The sequence below is a fragment of the Streptomyces dysideae genome, from assembly GCF_001514305.1.
Taxonomy (GTDB): Bacteria; Actinomycetota; Actinomycetes; order Streptomycetales; family Streptomycetaceae; genus Streptomyces; species Streptomyces dysideae.
This window is the reverse complement of record NZ_KQ949111.1, coordinates 12,900-37,341: the sequence shown is the minus strand read 5'-3', so window position 1 is coordinate 37,341 and position 24,442 is coordinate 12,900. Positions and strand designations below refer to the sequence as shown.

Annotated in this window: 24 protein-coding genes and 2 pseudogenes; 3 read left to right on the top strand and 23 right to left on the bottom strand. The window is 69.9% G+C overall.

The window, feature by feature from the left end:
• Nucleotides 1–48 precede the first annotated feature (48 nt).
• Nucleotides 49–996, top strand: a complete 948-nt coding sequence (locus AQJ91_RS39045; protein ID WP_067031786.1) for a pseudouridine synthase — start codon at nt 49–51, stop codon at nt 994–996.
• Here AQJ91_RS39045 and AQJ91_RS39040 read toward each other — a convergent pair.
• From AQJ91_RS39040 to AQJ91_RS56620, 6 genes and pseudogenes are all read right to left on the bottom strand, one after another.
• Complete coding sequence (locus AQJ91_RS39040) at nt 990–2,480, bottom strand: cytochrome P450 (protein WP_067031783.1); 1,491 nt, start codon at nt 2,478–2,480, stop codon at nt 990–992. The genes AQJ91_RS39045 and AQJ91_RS39040 overlap by 7 nt on opposite strands.
• Before the next feature lie 52 nt (nt 2,481–2,532).
• A complete protein-coding gene (locus tag AQJ91_RS39035) occupies nt 2,533–3,153 on the bottom strand; it encodes a GTP-binding protein (RefSeq protein WP_067031780.1) in 621 nt (206 codons plus the stop codon).
• On the bottom strand, nt 3,134–3,550 hold the full coding sequence (locus AQJ91_RS39030) for a DUF742 domain-containing protein (RefSeq protein WP_067031777.1): 417 nt from the start codon (nt 3,548–3,550) through the stop codon (nt 3,134–3,136). Before AQJ91_RS39030 ends, AQJ91_RS39035 begins: the two co-directional genes overlap by 20 nt.
• On the bottom strand, nt 3,547–3,954 hold the full coding sequence (locus tag AQJ91_RS39025; RefSeq protein WP_067031774.1) for a roadblock/LC7 domain-containing protein: 408 nt from the start codon (nt 3,952–3,954) through the stop codon (nt 3,547–3,549). The genes AQJ91_RS39030 and AQJ91_RS39025 overlap by 4 nt, the downstream gene beginning before the upstream one ends.
• Nucleotides 3,951–5,555 (bottom strand): sensor histidine kinase, encoded by a 1,605-nt coding sequence (locus tag AQJ91_RS39020; protein ID WP_079085551.1) that lies wholly within the window; start codon nt 5,553–5,555, stop codon nt 3,951–3,953. Before AQJ91_RS39020 ends, AQJ91_RS39025 begins: the two co-directional genes overlap by 4 nt.
• Nucleotides 5,556–5,870: 315 nt before the next feature.
• Nucleotides 5,871–6,017, bottom strand: a pseudogene (locus AQJ91_RS56620) (TetR family transcriptional regulator); the annotation flags it as partial.
• Between AQJ91_RS56620 and AQJ91_RS39015 the strand changes: the two are divergent.
• Nucleotides 6,001–6,393: pseudogene (locus AQJ91_RS39015) on the top strand (allophanate hydrolase-related protein); the annotation flags it as partial. The pseudogenes AQJ91_RS56620 and AQJ91_RS39015 overlap by 17 nt on opposite strands.
• 225 nt (nt 6,394–6,618) lie before the next feature.
• Here the strand turns inward: AQJ91_RS39015 and AQJ91_RS39010 are convergent.
• From AQJ91_RS39010 to AQJ91_RS38955, 12 genes are all read right to left on the bottom strand, one after another.
• A complete protein-coding gene (locus AQJ91_RS39010) occupies nt 6,619–9,471 on the bottom strand; it encodes a DEAD/DEAH box helicase (RefSeq protein WP_067031765.1) in 2,853 nt (950 codons plus the stop codon).
• Between the two features lie 40 nt (nt 9,472–9,511).
• Nucleotides 9,512–10,402, bottom strand: a complete 891-nt coding sequence (locus AQJ91_RS39005) for a diacylglycerol kinase (protein WP_067031761.1) — start codon at nt 10,400–10,402, stop codon at nt 9,512–9,514.
• Nucleotides 10,403–10,445: 43 nt separating this feature from the next.
• Nucleotides 10,446–11,387 carry a twin-arginine translocase subunit TatC gene (gene tatC / locus AQJ91_RS39000; protein WP_067031758.1) on the bottom strand — a complete coding sequence of 314 codons (942 nt, stop codon included), beginning with the start codon at nt 11,385–11,387 and terminating at the stop codon, nt 10,446–10,448.
• Between the two features lie 47 nt (nt 11,388–11,434).
• Nucleotides 11,435–11,725, bottom strand: coding sequence for a Sec-independent protein translocase subunit TatA (gene tatA / locus AQJ91_RS38995; protein ID WP_067031755.1), 291 nt, complete (start codon nt 11,723–11,725; stop codon nt 11,435–11,437).
• Nucleotides 11,726–11,983: 258 nt separating this feature from the next.
• Complete coding sequence (locus AQJ91_RS38990; RefSeq protein WP_067031752.1) at nt 11,984–12,178, bottom strand: hypothetical protein; 195 nt, start codon at nt 12,176–12,178, stop codon at nt 11,984–11,986.
• Nucleotides 12,179–12,188: 10 nt separating this feature from the next.
• The gene (locus AQJ91_RS38985; RefSeq protein ID WP_067031750.1) at nt 12,189–12,482 is read right to left on the bottom strand and encodes a hypothetical protein; all 294 of its coding nucleotides are present in this window, start codon (nt 12,480–12,482) and stop codon (nt 12,189–12,191) included.
• Complete coding sequence (locus AQJ91_RS38980) at nt 12,479–13,531, bottom strand: helix-turn-helix transcriptional regulator (protein ID WP_067031747.1); 1,053 nt, start codon at nt 13,529–13,531, stop codon at nt 12,479–12,481. The genes AQJ91_RS38985 and AQJ91_RS38980 overlap by 4 nt, the downstream gene beginning before the upstream one ends.
• Nucleotides 13,532–13,548: 17 nt before the next feature.
• The gene (locus AQJ91_RS38975; protein ID WP_067031744.1) at nt 13,549–14,598 is read right to left on the bottom strand and encodes a helix-turn-helix transcriptional regulator; all 1,050 of its coding nucleotides are present in this window, start codon (nt 14,596–14,598) and stop codon (nt 13,549–13,551) included.
• Between the two features lie 152 nt (nt 14,599–14,750).
• Complete coding sequence (locus tag AQJ91_RS38970) at nt 14,751–15,122, bottom strand: FKBP-type peptidyl-prolyl cis-trans isomerase (protein WP_067031741.1); 372 nt, start codon at nt 15,120–15,122, stop codon at nt 14,751–14,753.
• Nucleotides 15,123–15,181: 59 nt separating this feature from the next.
• Entirely contained in the window at nt 15,182–16,174 is a 993-nt protein-coding gene (locus AQJ91_RS38965; RefSeq protein ID WP_067031738.1) for an FKBP-type peptidyl-prolyl cis-trans isomerase, read from the bottom strand.
• Nucleotides 16,175–16,337: 163 nt separating this feature from the next.
• Nucleotides 16,338–17,699, bottom strand: a complete 1,362-nt coding sequence (pafA, locus tag AQJ91_RS38960; RefSeq protein WP_059196529.1) for a Pup--protein ligase — start codon at nt 17,697–17,699, stop codon at nt 16,338–16,340.
• Nucleotides 17,700–17,708: 9 nt separating this feature from the next.
• Complete coding sequence (locus AQJ91_RS38955) at nt 17,709–18,968, bottom strand: MFS transporter (protein WP_067031735.1); 1,260 nt, start codon at nt 18,966–18,968, stop codon at nt 17,709–17,711.
• 108 nt (nt 18,969–19,076) lie between these two features.
• Here AQJ91_RS38955 and AQJ91_RS38950 point away from each other — a divergent pair, with 108 nt between their 5' ends.
• Complete coding sequence (locus tag AQJ91_RS38950) at nt 19,077–20,093, top strand: LacI family DNA-binding transcriptional regulator (protein ID WP_067031733.1); 1,017 nt, start codon at nt 19,077–19,079, stop codon at nt 20,091–20,093.
• Between the two features lie 67 nt (nt 20,094–20,160).
• Here the strand turns inward: AQJ91_RS38950 and prcA are convergent, their stop codons facing one another.
• The 5 genes from prcA to dop form a co-directional block, all read right to left on the bottom strand.
• Nucleotides 20,161–20,898: a proteasome subunit alpha gene (prcA, locus tag AQJ91_RS38945; protein WP_067031730.1), complete on the bottom strand. Its 738-nt coding sequence runs from the start codon at nt 20,896–20,898 to the stop codon at nt 20,161–20,163.
• Nucleotides 20,899–20,967: 69 nt separating this feature from the next.
• On the bottom strand, nt 20,968–21,813 hold the full coding sequence (gene prcB, locus AQJ91_RS38940) for a proteasome subunit beta (RefSeq protein WP_067031965.1): 846 nt from the start codon (nt 21,811–21,813) through the stop codon (nt 20,968–20,970).
• The gene (locus AQJ91_RS38935; RefSeq protein ID WP_234383306.1) at nt 21,765–22,277 is read right to left on the bottom strand and encodes an endonuclease VII domain-containing protein; all 513 of its coding nucleotides are present in this window, start codon (nt 22,275–22,277) and stop codon (nt 21,765–21,767) included. Before AQJ91_RS38935 ends, prcB begins: the two co-directional genes overlap by 49 nt.
• A gap of 129 nt (nt 22,278–22,406) precedes the next feature.
• Nucleotides 22,407–22,625, bottom strand: a complete 219-nt coding sequence (locus tag AQJ91_RS38930; RefSeq protein WP_020128324.1) for a ubiquitin-like protein Pup — start codon at nt 22,623–22,625, stop codon at nt 22,407–22,409.
• Between the two features lie 189 nt (nt 22,626–22,814).
• The gene (gene dop, locus AQJ91_RS38925; protein WP_407696989.1) at nt 22,815–24,326 is read right to left on the bottom strand and encodes a depupylase/deamidase Dop; all 1,512 of its coding nucleotides are present in this window, start codon (nt 24,324–24,326) and stop codon (nt 22,815–22,817) included.
• Nucleotides 24,327–24,442: the final 116 nt, after the last annotated feature.

Below are 24,442 nucleotides of genomic sequence, written 5' to 3'. Positions count from 1 at the left end.
GGGTTTTCGGCTGATCAGCGCGTTCGACGGGTCTTACGCTTGATCGTGATGAGACGCCGCACCCCGCCCCCGCCCTCTCCCCTGCCGCAGCGCGACGGGGTCGATCCGGTGCGGGTGCGGCTGCCCGCCGCGGGGACGTGGGCGACGGTGCGTGATCACCTGGTGGAGCGGCTCCCGGCGGGAGCGGGCGTCATCGACGGGATGCTCGCGGACGGGCTCGTCGTCGGGGCCGACGGGGCGGCGGTGGCGGCCGACGCGGCGTATGTGCCGGGGATGTTCGTGTGGTTCCACCGGGAGCTGCCGGACGAGGTGCCGGTGCCGTTCCCGGTCGACGTCGTGTACCGCGACGAGCACATCGTCGTCGCCGACAAACCGCACTTCCTGGCCACCACCCCGCGCGGCAGCCATGTCACCGAGACCGCGCTGGCGCGGCTGCGCCGGGAACTGGGCATTCCGGCGCTGGGTGCCGCGCACCGGCTGGACCGGCTGACCGCGGGGCTGGTGCTGTTCACGGTGCGGCCCGAGGAGCGCGGCGCGTACCAGACGCTGTTCCGGGACCGGCGCGTGCGCAAGGAGTACGAGGCGGTGGCGCCGTACGATCCGGACCTCGCCCTGCCCCGGATGGTGCGCAGCCGGATCCTGAAGGAGCGTGGGGTACTGGCCGCCCGGGAGGTCGAGGGCGAGCCCAACGCCGTCAGCCGGGTGGAGGTCGTCGGGCACCGCGCCGGTCTTGGCCGGTACCGGCTGGTGCCCGCCACCGGGCAGACCCATCAGCTGCGGGTCCATATGAACGCGCTCGGCGTGCCCATCCTCGGTGATCCGCTGTATCCGGTGGTGGCCGACCCCGTGCCGGCCGGCGACTTCCGGCGGCCGCTCCAACTGCTGGCGCGGGCGCTGGAGTTCACCGATCCGGTCACGGGGACGGCGCACCGGTTCCGGAGTGCGCGGACCCTCGGGGCCTGGCACTCCCACGGCGAGTGGGCCGGTGGTCAGTAACCGCGCCACCAGCGCAGGAAGCGCTGCCAGGCACCCATCGGACGGGCCGGTTCCGGCGTCGTCGGCGCGGGGTACTGCGGCGGGGCCGCCGGCTGCGGCGCCGGCGCGGCGGGGGTGGGCGTCGGCTGCGGTTGGGAGGTGCCGACGTGCCAGGTGGCGCGCTGGGGCAGGACCGGAGCGTGGCTCGGCTTCTGTGTCACGTCCTGCGGCGGCTTCGGTGCGAAGTGGACCGGCAACTCCACCAGGTGGCGTGAGGCCATCGACTGCCGCCACTCCAACTCATCTTCGTCGCAGTCGAGTTGAACGTCCGGCAGGCGCATCAGCAGCGCGTCGATGCCGGTGTCGGCGATGGCGCGGCCGACGTCCTGGCCGGGGCACTCGTGCGGACCGCCGCCGAAGGCGAGGTGGGAGCGGTTGCCCTGCATGTTGGCCGAGAGGTCGGGGCGTACGCGCGGGTCGACGTTGCCCGGCGCGATCCCGAGGAGCAGTCCGTCGCCCTTGCGGATGCGCTGGCCGCCCAGTTCCGTGTCCTGTTTGGCGAAGTACCCGAGGACGTTGCTGAGGGGCGGCTCGTCCCACAGGGACTGCTCCACCGCTTCGGGCACCGTCATCTGGCCGCCGCTGAGCTGGGCACGGAAGCGCGGGTCGGTGAGCACCATGCGCAGCACGTTGGCAATGAGGTTGGCCGTGGACTCGTACGCGGCGATCAGCACGACGCGCAGATGCTGGCCGACCTCGTCGTCGGTGAGCCGCGCCGGGTGGTTGATGAGGTGGCTGGTGAAGTCCTCCTCCGGCTGGGCCCGGCGCCGGGCGGTGAGTCGCATCAGGACGTCCATGAGGTACGCGTTGCTGGCGATCGCGGTCTCGGTGCCCCTGATCAAGTCGCGGGCGGCCTCGACGATGCGGTCGTTGTACTCGTCGGGCATGCCGAGGATCTCGCACATCACGGCCATCGGCAGGTGCTCGGCGAACTGGCTTACGAGATCGGCCGTGCCCTCTTCGCAGAAGCGGTTGACGAGGCGCTGGGTGTAGCGGTTGATCTGCCCGCGGACGCCTCGGTGGTCGATGGTCGACATGGCGCCGGTGACCGCGGCGCGCAGCCTCAGGTGCTCGTCGCCCTCGGCATGGGAGCAGATGGGCTGCCAGGCGATGTGCGGCATCAGCGGGTGGTCGGGCTTGACCATGCCCTCCAGCAGCGGGTTCCAGATGCGGCTGTCCCGGCAGAACAGCGAGGGCGCGCTCACCATGTGCAGGTTCTCGGCGTGGCCGAGGACCACCCAGATCGGTACGTCGTCGTGGAGCAGGACGGGCGCCACCGGGCCGTGCTGGTCGCGGAGATTCTCGTACAGGGACTCCAGGTCCGCCGCGTCGGGGCCGTAGAGCCGGTGCAGCCCCCCGGGGCCGAGTCCGTGGGCGGGGCAGCCGGGTGGCGGACCGAGCAGTGGGTCGTCCGTACCGGTCATGGAGTGGGATTCAGGGGTCACAGTTCTCGCTCCGAAGTGGATGCGGTGTCTGGGGAGTTGGGGTAGCCGGGCCCTACCTGAGGGCGCCCGACATGGCGAGCGAGTGCAGGAAGCGCATCAGGGTCATCAGCACGTCCCGGCTGGCGGCGCGGCGCCGCACGTCGGTCTCGATGATGGGGATCTCCGCCGACAGGTCGAGCGCCGCACGCAGGTCGGCGACCGGGTAACGGGGCGCGTCCGGGAAGGTGTTGACGGCGACCACGAACGGCACGCCGCGCTCCTCCAGGCGCCCTATGACGTCGAAACTGACCTCCAGGCGGCGGGTGTCGATCAGCACCACCGCGCCCAGCGCGCCCTCGAACAGGCCGTTCCACAGGAACCAGAAGCGCTCCTGGCCGGGGGTGCCGAAGAGGTAGAGCACCAGCTGTTCGGTGATGCTGATGCGGCCGAAGTCCATGGCCACGGTGGTGGCGGTCTTGGTTTCTGAGCCGTAGTTGTCGTCGACCCCGACGCCGGCCTGCGTCATGGTCTCCTCGGTCGTCAGCGGTTTGATCTCGCTGACCGAGCCGACCATGGTCGTCTTGCCGACTCCGAAGCCGCCCACGATCACGATCTTGACCGCGGCCTGCGCCGTGTGGGGCAGCTGGTCCTCGGAGCGTGGGCCCGGGATCGTGTCAGAGCCTTTGAAGTCCATGCATCACCGCTTCGAGAAGGGAACGGTCGGGCAGCGCCTGGCGGACGATCGGGGCGCGCGCCGTCACCAGTTGGGCCGTCAGCATCTCGGTGATCAGGACCGTCATCACGCTGTACGGCAGGTTGAGATAGGCCGACAGCTCGGCCACGGACAGAGGTGTGATGGTGAGCCGGAGCAGCGCCGTCTGCTCGGGCGTCGCAGAGGGCGGTGGTTCGGCGTTCGCCACGATTAAGGTGACCAGGTCGAGGTCGGCGCGCTCGCCGTCGTCCGACCCGGCGACCACGTACAGCCGCTCCGGTTGCTTGCCGTCACCCTCTTTCTCTTTGGCGGGCGCCGGTGTCGGCTTCGGAGGGGGTTCTTCCCTGGGGTAGCGCCGCTGGCGTTGCGGAGGAGTCATACGGTGTGCCCGTTGCGTCGGGGCGGACTGGTCAGGTGAGCCCCGATGCGGATGACGAGGTCCTGCATGCGGTTGCTCATCAGGCCGGGTTCGGCGACGACGTCGGAGAGCACCGCGAGATAGGCGTTGGCGCCCGCGGCCATCAGATAGAAGTAGCCGCCGTTGATCTCGATGAGGACCATCTTCATCTTGCCGTCGCTGTCCGGGAGCTCGGTGGCGACGGCACTCGCCAGGCTCTGCAGGCCCGCGCAGGCCGCGGCGACACGGTCCGCGGTGTCGGGGTCGCCGCCGTGGCGGGCGATGCGCAGGCCGTCGGCGGAGAGCACCACGATCATCTCGATGCCCGGTACGCCGTCGGCCAGATCCTTGAGCATCCAGTCGAAGTTGGCTCGCTGCTGGATCACTTGAGGTCCCCCTCGTCGTCGGCCTCAACGCGGGCCGGCTCGTTGGTCGGCTGGGTGGATGCGGTGGGGGCCGGGTCGCGCTTGAGTCCGTTCCAGAAGGCCTCGACCCACGCTCCGGGGGCGGGCTCGTCCTTCTCGGGCTCCGGCTCGGGCTCGGGCTTGTGCTCGGGCTTGTGCTGCGACCAGACGGTCGGCCTGCCCTCCCGTTCGGCCCGCTCGATGGCCGCCTGTTCGGCGTACCGCTGACTGAGCGGGGTCTTGACCCGGCTGCGGCGCTGCGGCAGCCCGTTCGCCGTCCACTCGGTGACCTCGGGGACGTCGTCCTCCATGGACACCGAGGCGGGGATGCGCGGGCTGGTGGGGCGCCGCTTCTTGGGGGCGCGCTTGGGACCCGGAAGCGCGTCGGGTGCGGCCTTGGGCACCGAGGTGGCGCCGATGCCGTGGGCGAGTCCCGGTGCGGGCTGGGTGGTCATCATCTCGCGCGGCACGATGAGGACGGCGCGGACGCCGCCGTACGCGGAGGACCGCAGCGAGACCTCCATGTTGTACGCCGTGCACAGGCGGCCCACGACGGCCAGGCCGAGGCGGGGGGACTCGCCCAGGTCCTGGATGTCGGTGCCGGCCTTGGCACGCTCCAGCAGGCCCTCGGTGCGGGCGCGGGCCTCCTCGCTCAGGCTGACGCCGGCGTCCTCGATCTCGACGGCGATGCCGGTCTGCACCTCGGTGGCGGTGACGTGCACCTTGGTCTGCGGCGGTGAGTAGCGCGTGGCGTTGTCGAGGAGTTCGGCGGCGGCGTGGATGACCGGCTCGACGGAGATGCCGCGGATGTTGACCGTGGCGATGGACTCCAGCTTGATGCGGCGGTACTCCAGGATGCGGGACATGGCGCCGCGCAGCACGCTGTACAGCGGGACCGGCTCGGGCCACTGGCGTCCGGGGCGGCCGCCGCCGAGGACGGAGACCGAGTCGGCGAGGCGGCCGATCAGCGCGGTGCCGTGGTCGATGCGCAGCAGGTCGTCGAAGACCTCGGGGTTGCGGCCGTGGTCCTCCTCCATCTCGCGGAGTTCCTTGGCCTGCTGGTGGACAATGGCCTGGACGCGCCGCGCGATGTCGACGAAGGAGCGCTGCACGGAATCGCGCACGGCATGCTCGTGGTCGACGATGTCGAGCAGCGTCTTCAGCATGTGGAGCTGCGCCTGCGAAAGTTCGCGGTAGGACGGGTCGATCTCGCCGATCCCGTGAATCACCTCTCTGGGGGAATCTCCGGCGCGCAGCCGGTGGAGCGCCGCGGGCGTGACCTCCCTCGCGAGGCGCTCCATCTGCGCGTCGTGGCCGGCGATGCGCCGTTCCAGATAGGTGGTGTGACGGGCGTGCTCCGCGCGTACGCCGCGCAGGACGCGGCCACGGCGCACCGCTTCGGCCGCCGTGGCCAGCACCAGCAGCGTGGCCACGGCACCGCAGACGCCGACGGCCAGTCGGGCCGGTCCCGCCACCAGGGCGACGGCGGCTCCGGTCGCCGCGGCCATCACTATGGCCGGCAGCAACAGCACACGCGCGTACGGAAGTTCCCGGCTGCGGGGTGGGGATTGAACGCTCACCATGTGGGCCCTCTGAAACAAATCGGCTGGGTGTCGGGGGAGCTTGCAGGGGGGTATGTCATGGATGTGTCTGGATCTACTGCGCTTTTGGGAACAAGCGCACGAATATGCCTCAACTCGGTGCGCTGCGGGCGAGCTTAGTCCGACCGGATCATCGCCATGTCATATTCAGCGAGCACCTGAAACGGGACGCGCGAGGGGAGTACGCTCGGCTCCATTTACACGCTCAGGGTTCTCTCGAACACACTGGGTCACGACGTACGGGCGTACGAAAACCACTCACCGTGACGGGTGAAGGGCACGGTCCGGTACGGGTGTTCAGATCCCGGCGATGCGCAGGGCGGCGTCCGCCGTGGCCTCGGCGAACACCGACGCGGGCCGTTCGGGATCGGAGCGGTGGACCAGGATGACGCCCTCGATCAGTCCGAAGAGCAGGTCCGTCCGCAGCCCGGAGGTCGAGCTGGCGGTGGTCGGAGCACACCTCTCCGACCAGCCCCTGAACCCCCAACTCCTCTCCCTGGGCGCCCATTTCGACCGTACGACCACCACCGCCCCCGGCTACCGCCTGCACGCCCTGTCGACGACCCCGCCCAAACCGGGCCTCGTCCACATCGGCGAGGGCGGGGCCGCGATCGAGGCCGAGGTGTGGCGGCTCCCGGCGGAGGGGCTCGGACGGCTCCTCGCCGCGCTCCCCCGCCCGATGGCCCTGGGCGGTGTGGAGCTGGCGGACGGCACCCGCGTGCCCGGGTTCCTGTGCGAGCCCGGCGCGCTGAGCGGCGCCGAGGACATCACGGCGTACGGCGGCTGGCGCGCGTATCTACGACGGGACCCGAGGCCATAGGACCGCAGTCGCCGCTCAGGGCCTGTCCGCCACCATCGAGCCCCCGTCAGGCGACTCGGGAGGGGCAGGTCCGATGACAGAGCGGTCCACAGGTCGGACGACACCACGAGCGCAGGACCGGGGTGGGGGAAGTGAGACCGGGCCATCGCGGCCCGGCCCCACACTCTGCTGCTCGTCGTGCTGCTGACGGTCCCTGCGCGGGATGGGCGGGGCGGTGTCGACAACTCACCCCACCGACGAGTAGGCCACAACCCCCCGCAGCAACCCGTCAACAGCCTTCCGCGCGTTCTTCGCCACAGTCGACCCCTCGACGGCAGAAGCGGCGGAAATCTGCCCCAACACGTCAATCACCTGCTTGCACCACCGCACAAAGTCCCCGGCCGGCATCTCCGCCTCCCGCAGCACCTCATCGAGCCCCTTACCGCTGGCCCACGTATACGCGGCCCAGGCGAACCCCAGATCCGGCTCACGCTGCCCGACGCCCTCGGTCTGGCTGATCCGGAAGTCCTCCTCCAGCGCATCCAGCCGCCCCCAGATCCGCACCATCTCCCCCAGCGCGGCCTTGGCCTTCCCCGACGGCACCTTGGGTGCCATCGCGTCGTCGGCAACCCGGGACTCGTACACCAACGCCGAGACGCAGGCGGCCAGTTCGGCAGGGGCGAGCCCCTCCCAGACCCCGGCCCGCAGGCACTCACTGGCCAGCAGATCGAGCTCGCCGTACAACCGAGCGAGCCGCTTGCCGTGCTCGGTGACCTCGTCACCCCGCAGATAGTCCAGCTCGGTGAGCAGCGCGACGATCCGGTCGAACGTCCGGGCGATGGTGTTCGTACGCCCCTCGATACGCCGCTCCAGCTGCGACGTGTCCCGCAGCAGCCGGTGATACCGCTCGGCCCAACGGGCGTGGTCCTCACGGTCGTTGCACCCATGGCAGGGATGCGCCCGGAGCGCCGTACGCAGCCGTGCGATCTCGCGGTCGTCGGCGGCCTGGGACCGCTTCTTGCGGGCCCGCTCCGGCGGAATGTGCCCGGCCTTGGTGCGCAGCGCGGACGCGAGGTCCCGGCGGGACTGCGGCGAGCGCGGGTTGAAGGACTTCGGGATCCGCATCCGCTCCAACGCCTCGACCGGCACCGGGAAGTCCATCGACGCCAGCCGCTTGACCTGCCGTTCGGCGGTCAGCACCAGCGGGCGCGGCCCGTCGTGGTGCTCGAAGCCGCGGTGGCCGTTGGAACGCCCGGCGGGCAGGCCCGGATCGAGCACCAGCGCCAGCCCGGCGTACTTGCCGGTGGGCACATGAATGACATCGCCCGGCTTCAGCTTCTCCAGCGCGACGGCCGCCTCGGCCCGCCGCTGCGCCACACCCTGCCGGGCCAGCTCGGTCTCGCGGTCCTTCAGTTCACGGCGCAGTCGCGCGTACTCGTCGAAGTCGCCGAGGTGGCAGGTCATGGAGGCCTTGTAGCCCTCCAGTCCCTCTTCGTTGCGCTGCACCTGACGGGAGATCCCGACGACCGACTTGTCGGCCTGGAACTGCGCGAAGGACGTTTCCAGCAGCTCGCGCGAGCGGTGCCGCCCGAACTGCTCGACCAGGTTGACCGCCATGTTGTACGACGGCTTGAAGCTGGACCGCAGCGGATACGTACGCGTACCGGCGAGACCCGCGAGATGCTCGGGACTCATCGCCCGCTGCCACAGCACGACGGCATGACCCTCGACGTCGATACCGCGCCGCCCGGCCCGCCCGGTCAACTGGGTGTACTCACCAGGAGTGATGTCGGCATGCTGCTCGCCGTTCCATTTGACGAGCTTCTCCAACACCACAGACCGGGCGGGCATGTTGATGCCCAGAGCAAGTGTCTCGGTCGCGAACACGGCCTTCACAAGCCCGCGAACGAACAGTTCCTCGACGACCTCCTTGAAGGTCGGCAGCATGCCCGCGTGATGGGCGGCGATGCCGCGCTCCAGGCCCTCCAGCCACTCGTAGTAGCCCAGGACATGGAGGTCCTCGGTCGGGATGGAGGCGGTGCGCTCCTCAACAAGCGCCCGCACCTGCTCCCGAGCCTCCTCGTCGTTCAGCCGCAGCCCCGCATACAGACACTGCTGCACGGCGGCCTCGCAAGCAGCCCGGCTGAAGATGAACGTGATGGCCGGCAGCAACCCCTCCGCGTCGAGCCGCTCGATGACCTCGGGCCGCCCCGGCGTCCACACCCGCGAGCGCTGTCTGCGCTCCCGCTCCCGGTCGGCCTCGCGCATGGCACGGCCGCGTCGGCGGTCCTGGTAGGACGGTCTGGTCGCCTCCATCCGCGCCAGCCGGGTGAGGTCGGGGTTGACGGCCTTCTTGTGGCCCTCGCCCTCCTCGAACAGGTCGTACATCCGGCGCCCGGCGAGCACGTGCTGGAACAGCGGCACGGGCCGGTGCTCGGAGACGATCACCTCGGTGTGGCCACGGACGGTGTCGAGCCAGTCGCCGAACTCCTCGGCGTTCGACACGGTCGCCGACAGCGAGACCAGGGTGACCGACTCGGGCAGGTGAATGATCACCTCTTCCCAGACGGCGCCCCGGAAGCGGTCGGAGAGGTAGTGCACCTCGTCCATGACCACATAACCGAGGCCGAGGAGGGTCTGCGAGCCGGCGTACAGCATGTTCCGCAGCACCTCGGTGGTCATCACGACCACCGGGGCGTCGGGGTTGACGCTGTTGTCGCCGGTGAGCAGACCGACCATGCCGGTGCCGTAACGGCGGCACAGGTCGGCGTACTTCTGGTTCGACAGCGCCTTGATGGGTGTCGTGTAGAAGCACTTCTTGCCCTGCTGCAGGGCGAGGTGGACGGCGAACTCGCCCACGATCGTCTTGCCGGAGCCGGTGGGCGCGGCCACCAGGACGCCCTTCCCCGCTTCGAGTGCCTGGCAGGCCTCGATCTGGAAGGGGTCGAGGCCGAAGTCGTACATCTCGCGGAAGGAGGCGAGCGCGGTGGCCTGCTCGGCAGCACGCTTACGGGCAGCGGCATACCGCTCGGCCGGTGAGAGGTCCTCTGTCATCGTGCTTTCGAGCGTACCGGGCCCCACTGACAACAGGACGATCATTATCCGGATCCGGTCTCCGCAAACCCCGGATCCCCGCAGCTCACGGCCCTACGACCCGCAGAGCACCCCGTATACAGCGCGCGGTCAGCGGCAACGGCCCGAGCGGCTCTCCGTCCGCGTACCCGGTGACGTCCTCGGCGGCGATCTCGACCTGGGCGGCCCGCAGGACGGTGACCTCGGGGTGGTCGACGTGGGTGCCCCGGTAAACGGTCGGAAACACCCGCAGCAGCGTCGTACGGCTGCAGTCCCCGACCACGGTGATGTCGAACAGCCCGTCGCTGAGATCGGCGCCGGGGCAGATCCTCATGCCGCCGCCGTACGACGGTCCGTTGCCGACGGCGACGAGGGTCGCCTCGACCTCCCGGACCTCGCCGCCGTCGAGGGTGATCCGGTACGGCACGGGCTTGAAGGCGGCGAGTTCGGCGAGCATCGCGAGGTCGTACTTGAAGCGGCCGACCGGCCATCGCATGCGGTTGCCGCGGTCGTTGACCCGGGAGTCGAAGCCGGAGGCGAGGACGGTGCCGAACCAGCGGCCGTCCACCCGGCCCAGGTCGACCTCGCGGAGGCGGGCGCCCTTGAGGGCCTCGGCGATCAGCCGGCCCGCGGCGGCCGGGTCGCGCACGGGCAGCCCGAGGGCGCGGGCGAAGTCGTTGCCGGTGCCGACGGCGACCAGACCGAGCGGGATGCGGGTGCCGGCGACGGCCTGCAGGGCGAGGTGCGCCATGCCGTCGCCGCCGACGGCGACGAGGGCGCCGGTGCCGTCCGCGACGGCGGCACGCGCGCGTGTGAGGGCGTCGTCGGCGTTCTCCCCGAGGACCGTCCGCACGGTGAATCCGGCGGCCCGCAACGCGGAAGCGGCCGGCTGCGCAGCGTGTGCGCCCCGGCCGCGCCCCGCGGTGGGGTTGACGAAGAGGATGATCTCGCTGGTCACGGGAGTGACCCTACGAGCTGTGTCCCAGACTGTGTCCTGGTCCTCAGGTCACGTCGTCATAACCGTTGACCCGGTCCGTGGTCGCCTGCTCGGGCAGCGCCCGGCTGGCGGAGACCGCCTCGACCTCGCCGACGTCCTCGGGCGTGAGATCCAGGTCGGAGGCCTCGTCGTCGGCGGGGCCCATCGCGTCACGGCGAGAACGGCGCCGGTCGTTGAGCAGCGTGATGGCCGTGGCCGCGAAGTACAGGATCCAGATGGGGCCCGCGAGCGCCAGCATGGAGATCGGGTCGGTGCTGGGCGTGGCGACCGCGGCGAAGACCGTGATCCCCATGATCATCCCGCGCCACCAGCCGGCGATCTTCTTGCCGGAGAGCACGCCACCGAAGTTCAGCATGACCAGGAGCAGCGGCAGCTCGAAGGAGAGGCCGAACACGACGATCATCCGCATGATCAGCTGGAGGAGATCGTCGAGCGGCAGCTGGTTGTCACTGCCGATGATCGAGAACTCGAGCATCACGGACGCCATCTTGGGCAGCGACCAGTACGCGAAGTAGGCCCCGGTGAGGAACAGGGGGAAGCCGGCGCCCACGAAGGCGAGGCTGTACTTCTTCTCGTGCCGGTGCAGGCCCGGGGCGACGAACCCCCAGAGCTGGTAGAGCCAGATCGGGCTGGCGAGCACCACACCCGACGACAGCGAGACCGTGAGGGCGAGTGTGAACGGGCTCATCAGACCGTTCTGCACGATGCGCGCGCACTGGCTCTCGTTGGTGTTCAGCTCGGCGAAGCTGGACTCGCATCCCACCGCCTGGAGGATGGGATCCGTGAAGAACTGGATGATGTCCTTGTAGAAGAAGGCGGCGACGATCGTCATGACGAGGATCGCCAGCAAGCTCCTGACGAGCCGGTTGCGGAGCTCGCGCAGGTGCTCCGCGAGGGGCATCCGCCCCTCGGGATCCTTCTCCTTGTTGCGGGCAGACTTGAGCAACCCACGTCCTCATCTCGTGCGGCAGGCCGGAGATGTCCGGCCCTGCGTCAGCGCTTGGTCGTGTCCGTGGGCTCGGTGACCGGGCGCGAGCTCGTCACGTCGCCGGGGGCGGCCTGGATGGTGCGCTGAACCGGGGGCTGCTGCTGGTCGTCGTTCGGCGGGGCCGCGGCCGTGGACGTGTTGTCCTGGCCCTCGGACTTCATCGCCTTGGCCTCGCTCTTCAGGATGCGGGCGGACTTGCCGAGTGACCGAGCCATGTCCGGAAGCTTCTTCGCGCCGAACAGCAGGATGATCACGACGAGGATGAGAATGATCTCGGTGGGGCCGAGCCTACCCATAGCTTTTACCTTCTTCACCGAGGCGACAGGAAGTCCTTGTGTCCGACTGGTCGAACAGAGATCCGACCATCGGCTTTGGGCGATCGTAACCCGCAGGAGTAAACGTCAGGCAATGCCTGTGCATACTCCCGGTCCGCGGTCCGGGCCTCGTTCTCCGGGCCGCGACCAGCAGCGTACCTGGCGGAGCCCCCCGGATGACAGGGCGAAGTCGCCCAAAACGCCTCAGCCGCAGGACTCACATGCGATGAACAGCCGTACTCACAGAGAGTCCACAGCGCGGGCCGCGCTGACCGTCGACCGTTCCAGATCCTCGGCCGCCCGGCTGATGCGCTGCGCGGAGTCCGTGACCTGCCTGCCGAGCCGCTGCGCCTCCAGGAAAACCCGCACGGCGAGCACACCGAGAACGGCCAGACCCAGGAAACCCACAGCTACCGCGAACATCGGCCAGAACATGACGCCGAGCCTAGAGGGTCGAGTGCAGGCGCAGCGTCCTGACCCCGCCCCCGGTGAGCAGTTCGACGATCCGCTCGCCGGCCGGCTTGCGGACCGCGGCGCCGCAGTCGGGGCAGGTGAAGGAGTAGAAGGTGGTGCGGCTGCTGGCGCCGATGGCGAGACGCAGGGCGCTCGCGGCGAGCTCGAAGCGGCCCCGGCAGTCCGGGCAGCCCGCCTTGAACACCACCGGGGAGACGCTTCTCATCCCGGCGAACGCGGACGCCACCGTCACTTCCCGCACACCAGACGCCGCCGACTCGCTCAAAGCTCCTGCTCCTGCCTGCCGTACTGCCCGTCGTGAACCCGGTGCGCCCCGCTCGCGCCCTGCGCCTCGACCCCGTCGTACGCCGCCAGCGCCTCGCGGGCCGCCCGGCGGGCGCTGTCGGCGAGCTCCGGCGGCGAGACGATGCGGCCGTCGCGCCCGAGCCGGAGCGCCAGGCGCCGCAGCGACGTCGGGTCGGGCGTCCGCAGGGAGATACGCAGCCCGCCGTCCGGAAGCTCATCCGCGCTGTCGTGCGGGTAGTATTCGGCCACCCAGCGCCCGCCGGGGCCGACCTCGACGACAACCTCGGGGTCCTCGGCGGCGGGCTGGACGAGCCCCTCCGACAGGTCACGCAGCTCGACCTCGGGCGGCGCGGACGGCTCGTCCAGGATCCTGATCTCGGCGACCCGGTCGAGCCGGAAGGTACGCCGCGCCTCGGAGCGGCGGCACCAGGCCTCCACATAGGTGTGGCCGACGCTGACCAGGCGGATCGGGTCGATCTCGCGCTCGGTGACCTCGTCCCGGGCGGGCGAGTAGTAGCGGATCCACAGCCGGCGCCGCTCGGAGATCGCCCGGTCGACGTCCGCAAAGACACCGCCCTCGGACTCGAAGGTCACCGACAGCCGGGAACTGGCGCCCGCCTGCTCACCGGCCGCGGCCTCCACCTTGGCGGTGGCCCGCAGCAGCGCCTGCCGGTCGCCCTCCCGCAGGCCGGGAAGGGTGGACACGGCCCGGGCGGCCACCAGCAGTGCGGTCGCCTCATCGGCGGCGAGCCTGAGCGGCTCGGCCGCTTCCGCCCCGAGGGCGGCTGGGTTGTGCCACCAGATCCGCTCGCCGTCGGTGTCGATGTCGAGCAGGTCACCGCCCCGGAAGCTGGTGCCGCACATGGGCAGCACATCGAGGTCGGAGACCAGTTCGTCCTCGGTGATGCCGAAGGCGCGGGCGACGTCCTCGACGCGGGCGCCGGGGCGCTCCCTGAGATATGTCACCAGGGAGAGCATCCGCCGGGTCTGGTCGATGGCGTTCGTGGGTCTGACCGGTTTGCCTGCCACTGTGTGTCCGCTCCCCCTCAGCCCTTGGCCACGGCACGCAGCCGGTCCACCACGTCCGCGCGCAGCTCGGCCGGCTCCAGCACCACCACGTCCGGCCCGAACTCCACCAGCCAGGCGTCGAGCCCGTGGCCGTACGGAATCTCCAACTCGTCCCATCCGTCGCCGAGTTCCCGCACCGCGCCGGCCTTCGCCCGAAGGGGGTACCCGGCGCCGGTGCGCAGCCGGATCAGCGCGGACCGGTCGGCGGTCTCGCCCGCCCAGCTCGCGACGGTCTCCCGCACGGTGACGACATCGGGGACGTCGGCGGTGTACCGGCCGCTGCGGGTGCGCACCTTGCCGGTGATCCGGGACAGCCGGAACACGCGCTCGGCGCTGCGGTCGCGGTCCCAGCCGGCCAGGTACCAGTGGCCGCGCCAGCACTCCAGCGCCCATGGCTCGACATGCCGGGGTTCGGGGCGGGCGGCGGTGGCCTTGCGATAGTCGAAGACGACGGGGCGGCGGTCGCGGCAGGCCAGCATCAGCGGCTCGAACGCGGCCTCGTGCACGGGGATCCGGGGCTCAAGGGCGCCGTGCGCCTCGTAGGGGTCGACATCCTCGGGCAGCCCGGCCGCCCGCAACTTCTGCAGGGCGCCGCTGGCCGCGCCGGCGAGCCGGGCCTGCTGCCACACCTTGGCGGCCAGGCCCAGGGCGGCGGCCTCCTCGGCGTCCAGGGTGATGGGCGGGAGGCGGTTGCTGTCGCGGCGGGCGAGGTAGCCGACCTCGCCGTCGAGGTTCTCCACGGTCTCGATGACCAGACCGAGCTCGCGCAGGTCGTCCTTGTCGCGCTCGAACATCCGGTTGAAGGAGTCGTCGGAGCCCGCGGCGCCGTTTCCCGGCCTGACGGCCTCGCCGTTTCCCGGCCTGACGGCCTCGCCGTTTCCCGGCCTGACGGCCGCGCCGTTTCCCGGCCTGACGGCCTCGACGTATGCCTCAATGGAATCGCGCAGCTCACGCTTGCTCAGCGGCCGCCGCGTCCCGAGCAGACACAGCGCCAGATTCATGAGCCGCTCGGCCTTGGCAATGGCCATCGACGCCCTACGTCTTCCTCTGTGGTCCCTATGGTGCCTACGAACGATGACCGTACCGCCCCGAAGTGGCGTGGCAAAAGCCGAGGGCCCATGCCCGGACAGGCATGGGCCCCAGGTGATCGGCTCCGGTCGGAACCCGCGTCGGATCTTGCTCAGACCCCGAGCAGGTCGACCACGAAGATCAGGGTCTCGCCCGGCTTGATGGCCGGGGTCGGGCTCTGGTTGCCGTAGGCGAGGTGGGCCGGGATGGTCAGCTGGCGGCGGCCGCCGACCTTCATGCCCTGCACACCGAGGTCCCAGCCCTTGATGACGCGGCCGCCACCCAGCGGGAAGCGGAACGGCGTACCGCGGTTCCAGCTGGCGTCGAACTCCTCGCCCGTGCTGAAGGCGACACCGACGTAGTGCACGGTGACGGTCTGACCCGCCTGCGCTTCGGCGCCGTCGCCCTCCCAGATGTCCTTGATCTCGAGGTCCGCCGGGGGCTCGCCGCCCGGGAAGTCGATCTCGGGCTTGTCGATGCTCACGTCTTACTCTCCTGCTTGTTGTGGAAAGGCAACAGGCACAGTCTTGCATCTCCGCGGGGTCACAGCTTCGCCAGGATGTCGACCGAGAAGACCAGCGTGGAGTCCTTCTTGATGTCGCTGCCGCTGGGCGGGTTGTCGCCGTAGCCGAGGGCCGGGGGGATGACGATGAGGACCCGGCTGCCGACCTTCTTGCCGGTCAGTCCCTGCGCCCAGCCCTTGACGACCTCCTGCAGCGAGAAGGACGTCAGGGTCTTGCGGGCGTACGTCGAGTCGAACTCCTTGCCGCCGTCCCACAGCACGCCCTTGTACTGCACGAGCACGCTGTCGGTCGCGGCGACCTCCTCGCCGTCGCCCTCGATGACGTAGTTCGCCACGAGCTTGGTGGGCGCGACCGACTTGGGGATCTCGATGGACGGGGCCTTGCCGTCGGTGTTGGTGCCGACCTTGGGCTGGTCGACGTTGTCCTGCGCGACGTCCGTGCCCTTGGCGGAGCTGGTGGCGGCGTACGCGCCCTGCACGTCCACCACGAACACCAGGGTGTCGGTGCCCTTGATGCCGCCCTGCGGGTTGCCCTGTTTGCCATAGCCCCAGGTCGGCGGGACGGCCATCTCGACGCGGCTGCCGGCCTTCTTCCCGGCCAGCGCGTACCGCCAGCCGTCGATGATGCTGCCCTGGGCGAGCTGGATGGCCAGCGCGGTCTTGCGGTCGTAGGAGTTGTCGAAGACCTTCGCCGTGGCGTAGATCTGGCCGAGGTAGTGGGCCACGATGAAGTCGCCCTCCGCGACCGTCTTGCCGTTGCCCGCGATGACCGTCTTCACCGCCAGGTCCTTCGACGGGTCGCCGCTGCCCTTGGCGACCGTGGGCTTCTCGCCGAACTTCGCGCCCTCGGTGATCGCCGGCAGCGGGCCGTCCACGATCTTCGGTGACGGCGCGGCCGACGGAGCCGAAGGCGAGGGCGACGCGCTGTCGCTGGAGTCGGCCTTGTCGTCACCGCATGCGGCGAGCGTGGCCAGTCCTGCGGGTACGGCAATGAGAAGTGAGCGTCGGCGCACGGTGGGGGCCTCGTAATCAATCGATCTTGTGATGGCGTGCGCGCAACTCTACGGCGTGAGAAGGGCGCCGTACGGGAAACGTACGGCGCCCGTGTTGCGTTCCGATGGGGGCCCCTCCCGCTCGAGCGGATTCGAGAGTGGGGGATTCTGTGGAACTTGTTGCTCACATACCGGCGATCAGTTTCTCCACCCGGTCGTCCACGGAACGGAACGGGTCCTTGCACAACACCGTGCGCTGTGCCTGGTCGTTGAGCTTCAGGTGGACCCAGTCGACAGTGAAGTCCCGCCGCTGTTCCTGGGCCCTGCGGATGAAGTCGCCGCGCAGCCGGGCCCGAGTGGTCTGCGGCGGAACGGACTTGCCCTCGAAGATCTTCAAGTCGTTGCAGATACGGGCGGCTTGGCCTTTCCTCTCCAGCAGGTAGTACAGGCCGCGGCGGCGGTGGATGTCGTGGTAGGCGAGGTCTATCTGCGCGACCCGCGGGTGCGACATGGTCATGTTGTGCTTGGCGCGGTACCGCTCGATGAGCTTGTACTTCATGACCCAGTCGATCTCGGTGCCGATCCGGTCGAGGTCCTCGGCCTCGATCGCGTCCAGGGTGCGGCCCCACAGCTCCAGGACCTGCTCCACGGTGCCGGTGCGGATGCCTCGGCGCTCGCAGAAGTCCACGGCCTTCTCGTAGTACTCGCGCTGCACCTCGAGGGCGGAGGCCTCCCGGCCGCTGGCCAGGCGCACCTTGCGGCGGCCGGTGATGTCGTGGCTGACCTCGCGGATCGCCCGGATCGGGTTCTCCAGGGTCAGGTCGCGCATCACGGTGCCCGCCTCGATCATGCGCAGCACCAGGTCGGTCGCGCCGACCTTGAGGAGCATGGTCGTCTCGGACATGTTCGAGTCGCCCACGATGACGTGCAGGCGGCGGTAGCGCTCGGCGTCGGCGTGCGGCTCGTCCCGGGTGTTGATGATCGGCCGGGAGCGGGTCGTCGCCGAGGAGACGCCCTCCCAGATGTGCTCCGCCCGCTGGCTGACGCAGTACACCGCACCGCGCGGGGTCTGCAGCACCTTGCCGGCGCCGCACAGCAGCTGACGGGTGACGAGGAACGGGATGAGGATGTCCGCGAGCCGGGAGAACTCCCCGTGCCGGGCCACCAGGTAGTTCTCGTGGCAACCGTAGGAGTTGCCCGCCGAGTCGGTGTTGTTCTTGAAGAGGTAGACGTCGCCCGCGATTCCTTCCTCGTGCAGGCGTCGTTCGGCGTCCACCAGGAGTCCTTCGAGAATGCGCTCGCCCGCTTTGTCGTGGGTGACCAGTTCGGTCACGTTGTCACATTCGGGTGTCGCGTATTCCGGATGTGAGCCCACGTCGAGATAGAGGCGGGCGCCGTTTCGCAGAAAGACATTGCTGCTGCGGCCCCATGACACGACACGGCGGAAGAGGTACCGCGCCACCTCGTCAGGCGACAGGCGGCGCTGTCCCCTGAACGTGCACGTGACGCCGTACTCGTTCTCCAGCCCGAAAATGCGGCGGTCCATGACTGAACATTACGCCCGATCCCCTGAGCTGAAACGAGGTTCGGCGGCACGGTTTGGATCATTTTCCGATGAAGCCGCAACCACCGCTCCCCCGGCGGCAGCTGCGAGGACCCGCCCGGTGGCCAGCAGAACGACCAGCGACACCCCGCCCGCGGCACCCGGCACGGCGAACCCCCACAGGGCTCCGCCCGCCTCTACGACCGGCCCCGCGAGGCCCGTTCCGACCGACATACCGACCGTGAACGTCGTCACCAGCCAGGAGAACGCCTCGGTGACCGTGCCGGCCGGCGCGTGCCGGTCGACGAGCACGAAGGCGCAGGCGAGGACCGGCGCGAGGAAGACACCGGCGAGCACGGTGAGCAGTGTCATCGCGACCGGGCCGGGCATCAGCATCAGCGGCACGTAACACACCGCCAGGAGGGCTACCAGCACCTGCAGTCGCCGGGCCGGGTCGCCGGTCCACCGCGCCGCCCCGTAGAACCCGCCGCCGATCAGCGCGCCCAGGCCGATGGCCGCCATCAGCCAGCCGTACACCACGTCACCGCCGTTGTCGTCGGCGTACGGCACGGCGGCGACCGTGATGGAGCCGAGCGCGATGCCGACGAACAGGAACGCGCCCAGCATCGCGAGGAGTCCGGGTGAGCGCAGCGCGCCGAGCCAGTGGGCCTCACGCGGTGCCGAGCGCCAGGCACGCGAGGGCGCCGACACGACCACGGAGAGCGCGCCGAGCACCCCGACGGCGTTCAGCACGAGCAGCGCCGCCCGCTCCGACCACAGCGCCGTGCACAGCGTCACCAGCAACGGCCCGACGGTGAACATGACTTCCTGCGCCACCGCGTCCATGGAGTACGCGGTGTGCACCTGCTCCTCCCGGCGCAGGACACTCGGCCACAACGCCCGCAGCCCGCCCTCCAGGGGCGGGGTGAACAGTCCGGCGGCTGCCACGCCCGCATAGGCGAGCGGCAGCGTCCCGATGCCCACGAGGGCGAACACCGCCATGGCGAGCGCCGACAGGACCGCCGCCGGTAGCTGTACGCGCGGCTGGCCGTACAGGTCCACGAGCCGCCCCAGCAGCGGCTGCCCCACCGCGTTGGCGATGCCGTACACGGCCGCCAGCGCCCCGGCGAGGCTGTAGGAGCCGCCGTCGGCGCGCACGAAGAGCACGATCGCGATGGGGGCGGTCGCGCACGGCAGCCGGCCCACGAGGGTGCCGGCGAGCAGCCGGGTGACGTGCTTCGCCCTGAGGATCTCCAGGTATCCCGCGACCATGCCCCGCCCTCTCCGTCGCCCCGACCCGCTGACGTTTTACGTATAACTTCGGTTCTCATACGTACCATGTCCGCTGTTCAGGCGTCCAGACGAAAGAGCAGGCCCACGGTGGCACGAGGCAGCACCCGCCCCACGAGCCGTGACGTCGCGCAGGCCGCCGGGGTCTCCCAGGCGGCGGTCTCCCTGGTGCTCGGCGACAAGTGGCGCGGGCGGGTCTCGGAGACCACGGCGGAACGCGTCCGCGAGGCCGCCCGTGAGCTCGGTTACCGGCCCAACCTCGCCGCCCGCAACCTCCGCCTCGGCCGCACCCGCACGGTCCTCCTCGTCGTGCCGGCCCTGACGACGGAATTCTTCGCGGGCGTCTACACCGGCGCCGCCCGCGTCGCCGCCAGGCACGGCTTCGGCGTGGTCCTCTACCCCTCCCCCGAGGGCATCGGCCCCGCCCGCGATCCCTTCGCCTCCGCCCAGGCCGCCCTGGACGGCGTCATCGCCTCCTCCATGGCCGCCGACGCCCTCACCGCGATCCGCGGCGACCAGCTGCCGCTGGTGATGCTGGACAGCGACCCGGAGGGCAGCCTGGGCGCGGCGACGGTGAACCTGGACATCGCCGACGGCATCCGGCGGGTCGCCGACCACCTGCTGGATCTCGGGCACCGGCACTTCCTGCACCTGGCGGCGGACGTGCCGTCCTGGACGTTCGAGGTACGCGCGCGTGAGCTGGCGACCCGGGTCGGCGCGGTGCCGGGGACATCGGTACGGACGGCCCGCGCGCCGATCTCCATCGAGGGCGCCCGGACCGCAGCGGAGGCCGCGCTCGCCACCTCCGGGCCCCGGCCCACCGCGCTGGTCTGCGACGACGACAAACTGGCCGCCGGCGCCTACAAGGCAGCCCGGCGCCTCGACCTGCGCATCCCGGACGACATCTCCGTCACCGGCCTGGACGACCTCGCCCTCGCCACCGCCCTGGACCCGGAGCTGACGACCGTGCGGCTGGATTCCGAGCTGTTCGGGGAGCGGGGCATGCAGGCCCTGCTGGCGGTCCTGGAGAGCCGTACACCCCAGGCCGGGGACATCCCGGTCGAGCTGGTCGTACGGGGCTCCACGGCGCCGCCGAGCGCCTCCTGAACGCCCTGTGCCCCGGACGAGCGGTCGGCCGGGGCACAGGGGGGGGCGGGGTGGTGGGTGAGGCCCGCTACTCCTCCTCGGAGCTCTCGGCCTCGGTGGACGCTCCACCCGTCTCCAGCAGCCGGGCGAGCTGGCGGCCGACGATGCGCTTGAACTTGCGGGACTGCGGGCGCGTCCGGTCCAGGACCGCGACCTCCAGGCGCTCGGCGGGGATCTCCCGCTCCGTGCCGTTCGTGTCCCGGGACAGGGCGCGGACGGCAAGCTTGAGCGCCTCGGCGAGGCTCATGCCCTCCTGGTGCTCCCGGTCGAGGAAGCCGCTGATCTGCTCGGCACTGCCGCCGACCGCGACCGAGCCGTGCTCGTCCACGATCGAGCCGTCGTGCGGCAACCGGTAGATCTGGTCGCCCTCGGGCGTCTCACCGACCTCGGCGACGACCAGCTCCACCTCGTACGGCTTCTCGGCCGCGCTGGAGAAGATCGTGCCGAGCGTCTGGGCGTAGACGTTGGCGAGGCCGCGGGCGGTCACGTCGTCGCGGTCGTAGGTGTACCCACGGAGGTCGGCGTACCGGACGCCGCCGATCCGCAGGTTCTCGTACTCGTTGTACTTGCCGGCGGCCGCGAAGCCGATCCGGTCGTAGATCTCGCTGAACTTGTGCAGCGCGCGGGACGGGTTCTCGCCGACGAAGACGATGCCGTCGGCGTACTGCAGCACGACCAGGCTGCGGCCACGGGCGATGCCCTTGCGGGCGTACTCCGCCCGGTCGGCCATGGCCTGCTGGGGTGAGACATAGAACGGCGTCGACACCGGTTATCCGTCCCTCTCGTTAGAGTTCCGTCGAATTCACTGGATCACCTTGGCAAGAGTCCGGGCCCGCTACAGCAGCGCGGCCCGCGGGCCGTCGGGCCGCTCGAGGCGCCGCTCCAGGATCGCGCGGGCGATCTCGGAGCCCTCCTCGTCGGTGAGCCGGCGAAATCCGTCCTCGGTGATCACGGTGACGATCGGGTAGATCCGGCGGGCGACATCGGGACCTCCGGTCGCCGAGTCGTCGTCTGCCGCGTCATACAGGGCCTGGACCACGAGGGTCGTGGCCTCGGCCTCGGTCAGACCGTCGTGGAAGAGCTTCTTCATGGCGCCGCGCGCGAAGATCGAGCCGGAGCCCGTGGCCGCGAAGCCGTGCTCCTCGGAGCGGCCGCCGGTGACGTCGTAGGAGAAGATGCGGCCCTTGTCGCGGTCCACATCGAACCCGGCGAAGAGCGGGACCACGGCCAAGCCCTGCATGGCCATGCCCAGGTTGGAGCGGATCATGGTCGACAGGCGGTTCGCCTTGCCCTCCAGGGAGAGCTGAGCACCCTCGACCTTCTCGAAGTGCTCCAGCTCCAGCTGGAACAGCTTGACCATCTCGACGGCCAGACCCGCCGTACCGGCGATGCCCACCGCCGAGTACTCGTCGGCCGGGAAGACCTTCTCGATGTCGCGCTGCGCGATGACGTTGCCCATGGTGGCGCGACGGTCACCGGCGAGCACGACACCGCCCGGGAACGTCACGGCGACGATCGTGGTGCCGTGCGGCGCCTCGATCACACCCTGGGTGGGCGGGAGCTGCCGGTTGCCGGGCAGAATCTCCGGCTGGTGCTCGGACAGGAAGTCCATGAAGGACGACGACCCAGGCGTCAGGAAGGCAGCTGGTAGACGCCCGGTGCTACGAGTGTTGGCTTCCACGCGATTCCTTCCAAGTAAGCGGCGGCCCGGCGGACGGCGTCGGGATCGTCTCCCAACTTTCCAATGGCCGAATTGCAGTTGAAGCACAGTACGCCACGGACCCTACCCGTCTCGTGGCAGTGATCCACATGTACGGCCGGAGCTTTCAGGCAGATCACGCAGAGCCCCATTTGAGAGGCGATCATCTCGTTGCGCTCGGCTTCGGTGATGCCGTAGTGGCGCTTGAGATGGCCCGCCCGCCCCTTGATCGCTTTGCATGACTTGCAGAGCGTCGCGAGGCCGTCCGAAGCGCTGCGATTCCGCGTCCACTCACTGTGCGGTTTGATCTTGCCGCACGTGCGGCAGTACTTGTGGCCTGCGGGTACATCCACTCGCGGCCGCACGTTGCGCCCCTTGGCCACCTGCCGCGCCTGGTGGTACGCCGACGCGCATTCCCGGCAGTAGACCTGCAGCCCATCACCCATCGCCTTATTCCTTGCGAAGGCTGTCCGAGGCTTCTCCTCCTCGCACCGCGGACAGCGCTTCACACCTTGCTCTTCTTGCACTCGACGCCCCCGTTAGCCGCCAGCCTTCGATTCGAAGGGAAAGGTGGCCTACTCTCCACCTTTTTGCACGAAGGAGCGAACGAAATCCTCTGCGTTCTCCTCGAGCACATCATCGATCTCGTCCAGCACCGAGTCCACGTCATCGCTCAGCTTCTCTTGCCGCTCCTTGAGGTCCTCCGAAGCCTGCGCCTCGGGCGCCTGCTCCTCGACCTCCTCGGTGGAACGCGTGGCCTTCTGCTGTCCGCCGCCGGTGTCCTTGGTTGCCATAACCCTCACCCCGCTCAGATTCGCCCGACATGGTCGACAGGTCGGCATCCTGCCGATCGGTGATGATCAGACCCTACAAGCCGGGTCTGACATCGGCCCCGTGGTTTCTTCACCGTACGGGAGCCACCTCGATGATTCCCGGGCGCAGGGTTTTCCACCCTGCCCGGCCGCCTCGGTCCGGGTGCCGGGTCAGCCGCCGGACAGCACCCTGACCAGGTCTTCCGCCGTGCGACAGCGGTCCAGGAGCTCCTTGACGTGATTTCGCGTTCCGCGAAGCGGTTCGAGGGTTGGAACGCGCTGGAGGGAGTCCCGGCCCGGCAGATCGAAGATCACCGAGTCCCAGGAGGCAGCGGCGACGTCGTCCGCGTACTGCTCCAGGCAGCGTCCGCGGAAGTACGCGCGCGTGTCCTCCGGCGGCTTCGCCTTCGCCCGCTCCACGTCCGCGTCGCTCAGCAGCCGCTTCATGCGCCCACGGGCCGCCAGGCGGTTGTAGAGGCCCTTCTCGGCGCGTACGTCGGCGTACTGAAGGTCGACCAGATGCAGCCGGGCGGCGTCCCACTCGAGGCTGTCACGGCGCCGGTAGCCCTCCATGAGCTCGCGCTTGGCGACCCAGTCGAGCTCGCCGGCGAGGCTCATCGGGTCGTTCTCCAGCCGGTTGAGCGTGTCCTCCCAGCGGGACAGGACGTCCTTGGTCTGGTCGTCGGCGTCCGAGCCGTACCGCTCCTCGACGTACTTGCGCGACAGCTCGTAGTACTCCATCTGCAGCTGGACCGCGGTGAGTGTCCGGCCGCTGCGGAGCGTGACCAGACGCTTGAGGGACGGGTCGTGCGACACCTGGTGCAGCGTGCGTACGGGCTGGTCGACGGCCAGGTCGACGGCGATGAAGCCGTCCTCGATCATCGAGAGCACCAGGGCCGTGGTGCCCAGCTTGAGGTAGGTGGAGATCTCCGACAGGTTGGCGTCGCCGATGATCACATGCAGCCGGCGGTACTTCTCGGCGTCGGCGTGCGGCTCGTCGCGGGTGTTGATGATCGGGCGCTTGAGGGTGGTCTCAAGGCCCACCTCGACCTCGAAGTAGTCGGCGCGCTGACTGAGCTGGAAGCCGTGCTCGTGGCCGTCCTGGCCGATGCCGACGCGGCCGGCTCCGGTGACGACCTGGCGGGAGACGAAGAAGGGCGTGAGGTGGCGCACGATGTCCGAGAACGGGGTCTCCCGCTTCATCAGGTAGTTCTCGTGCGTGCCGTAGGAGGCGCCCTTGTTGTCGGTGTTGTTCTTGTAGAGGTGGATCGGCTGGGCCCCGGGCAGCTGGGCGGCCCGTTCCGCGGCCTCCGCCATGATCCGCTCGCCGGCCTTGTCCCAGAGGACGGCGTCGTACGGGTTGGTGACCTCTGGGGCGCTGTATTCGGGGTGTGCGTGGTCGACGTAGAGCCGCGCTCCGTTGGTGAGGATGACGTTCGCCAGGCCGATGTCCTCGTCGGTGAGCTGGCTGGAGTCTGCGGCCTCGCGGGCGAGGTCGAATCCTCGCGCGTCCCGTAGCGGATTCTCCTCCTCGAAGTCCCAGCGGGCCCGCCGGGCCCGGTGCATCGCCGCCGCGTAGGCGTTGACGATCTGGGACGAGGTGAGCATGGCATTGGCGTTGGGGTGGCCGGGGACGGAGATCCCGTACTCCGTCTCGATGCCCATTACTCGCCGTACGGTCATGCGGCCCTCCTTGCCCGGCGGCGCCCTCGGTCGGGGGCGCCGCTCAAGTACCGCTGGCGCTCCGGTGCGTATGCGGTGCCCGTCCCCGCACTGCGCGACTCGGCGGTACCGAAGAG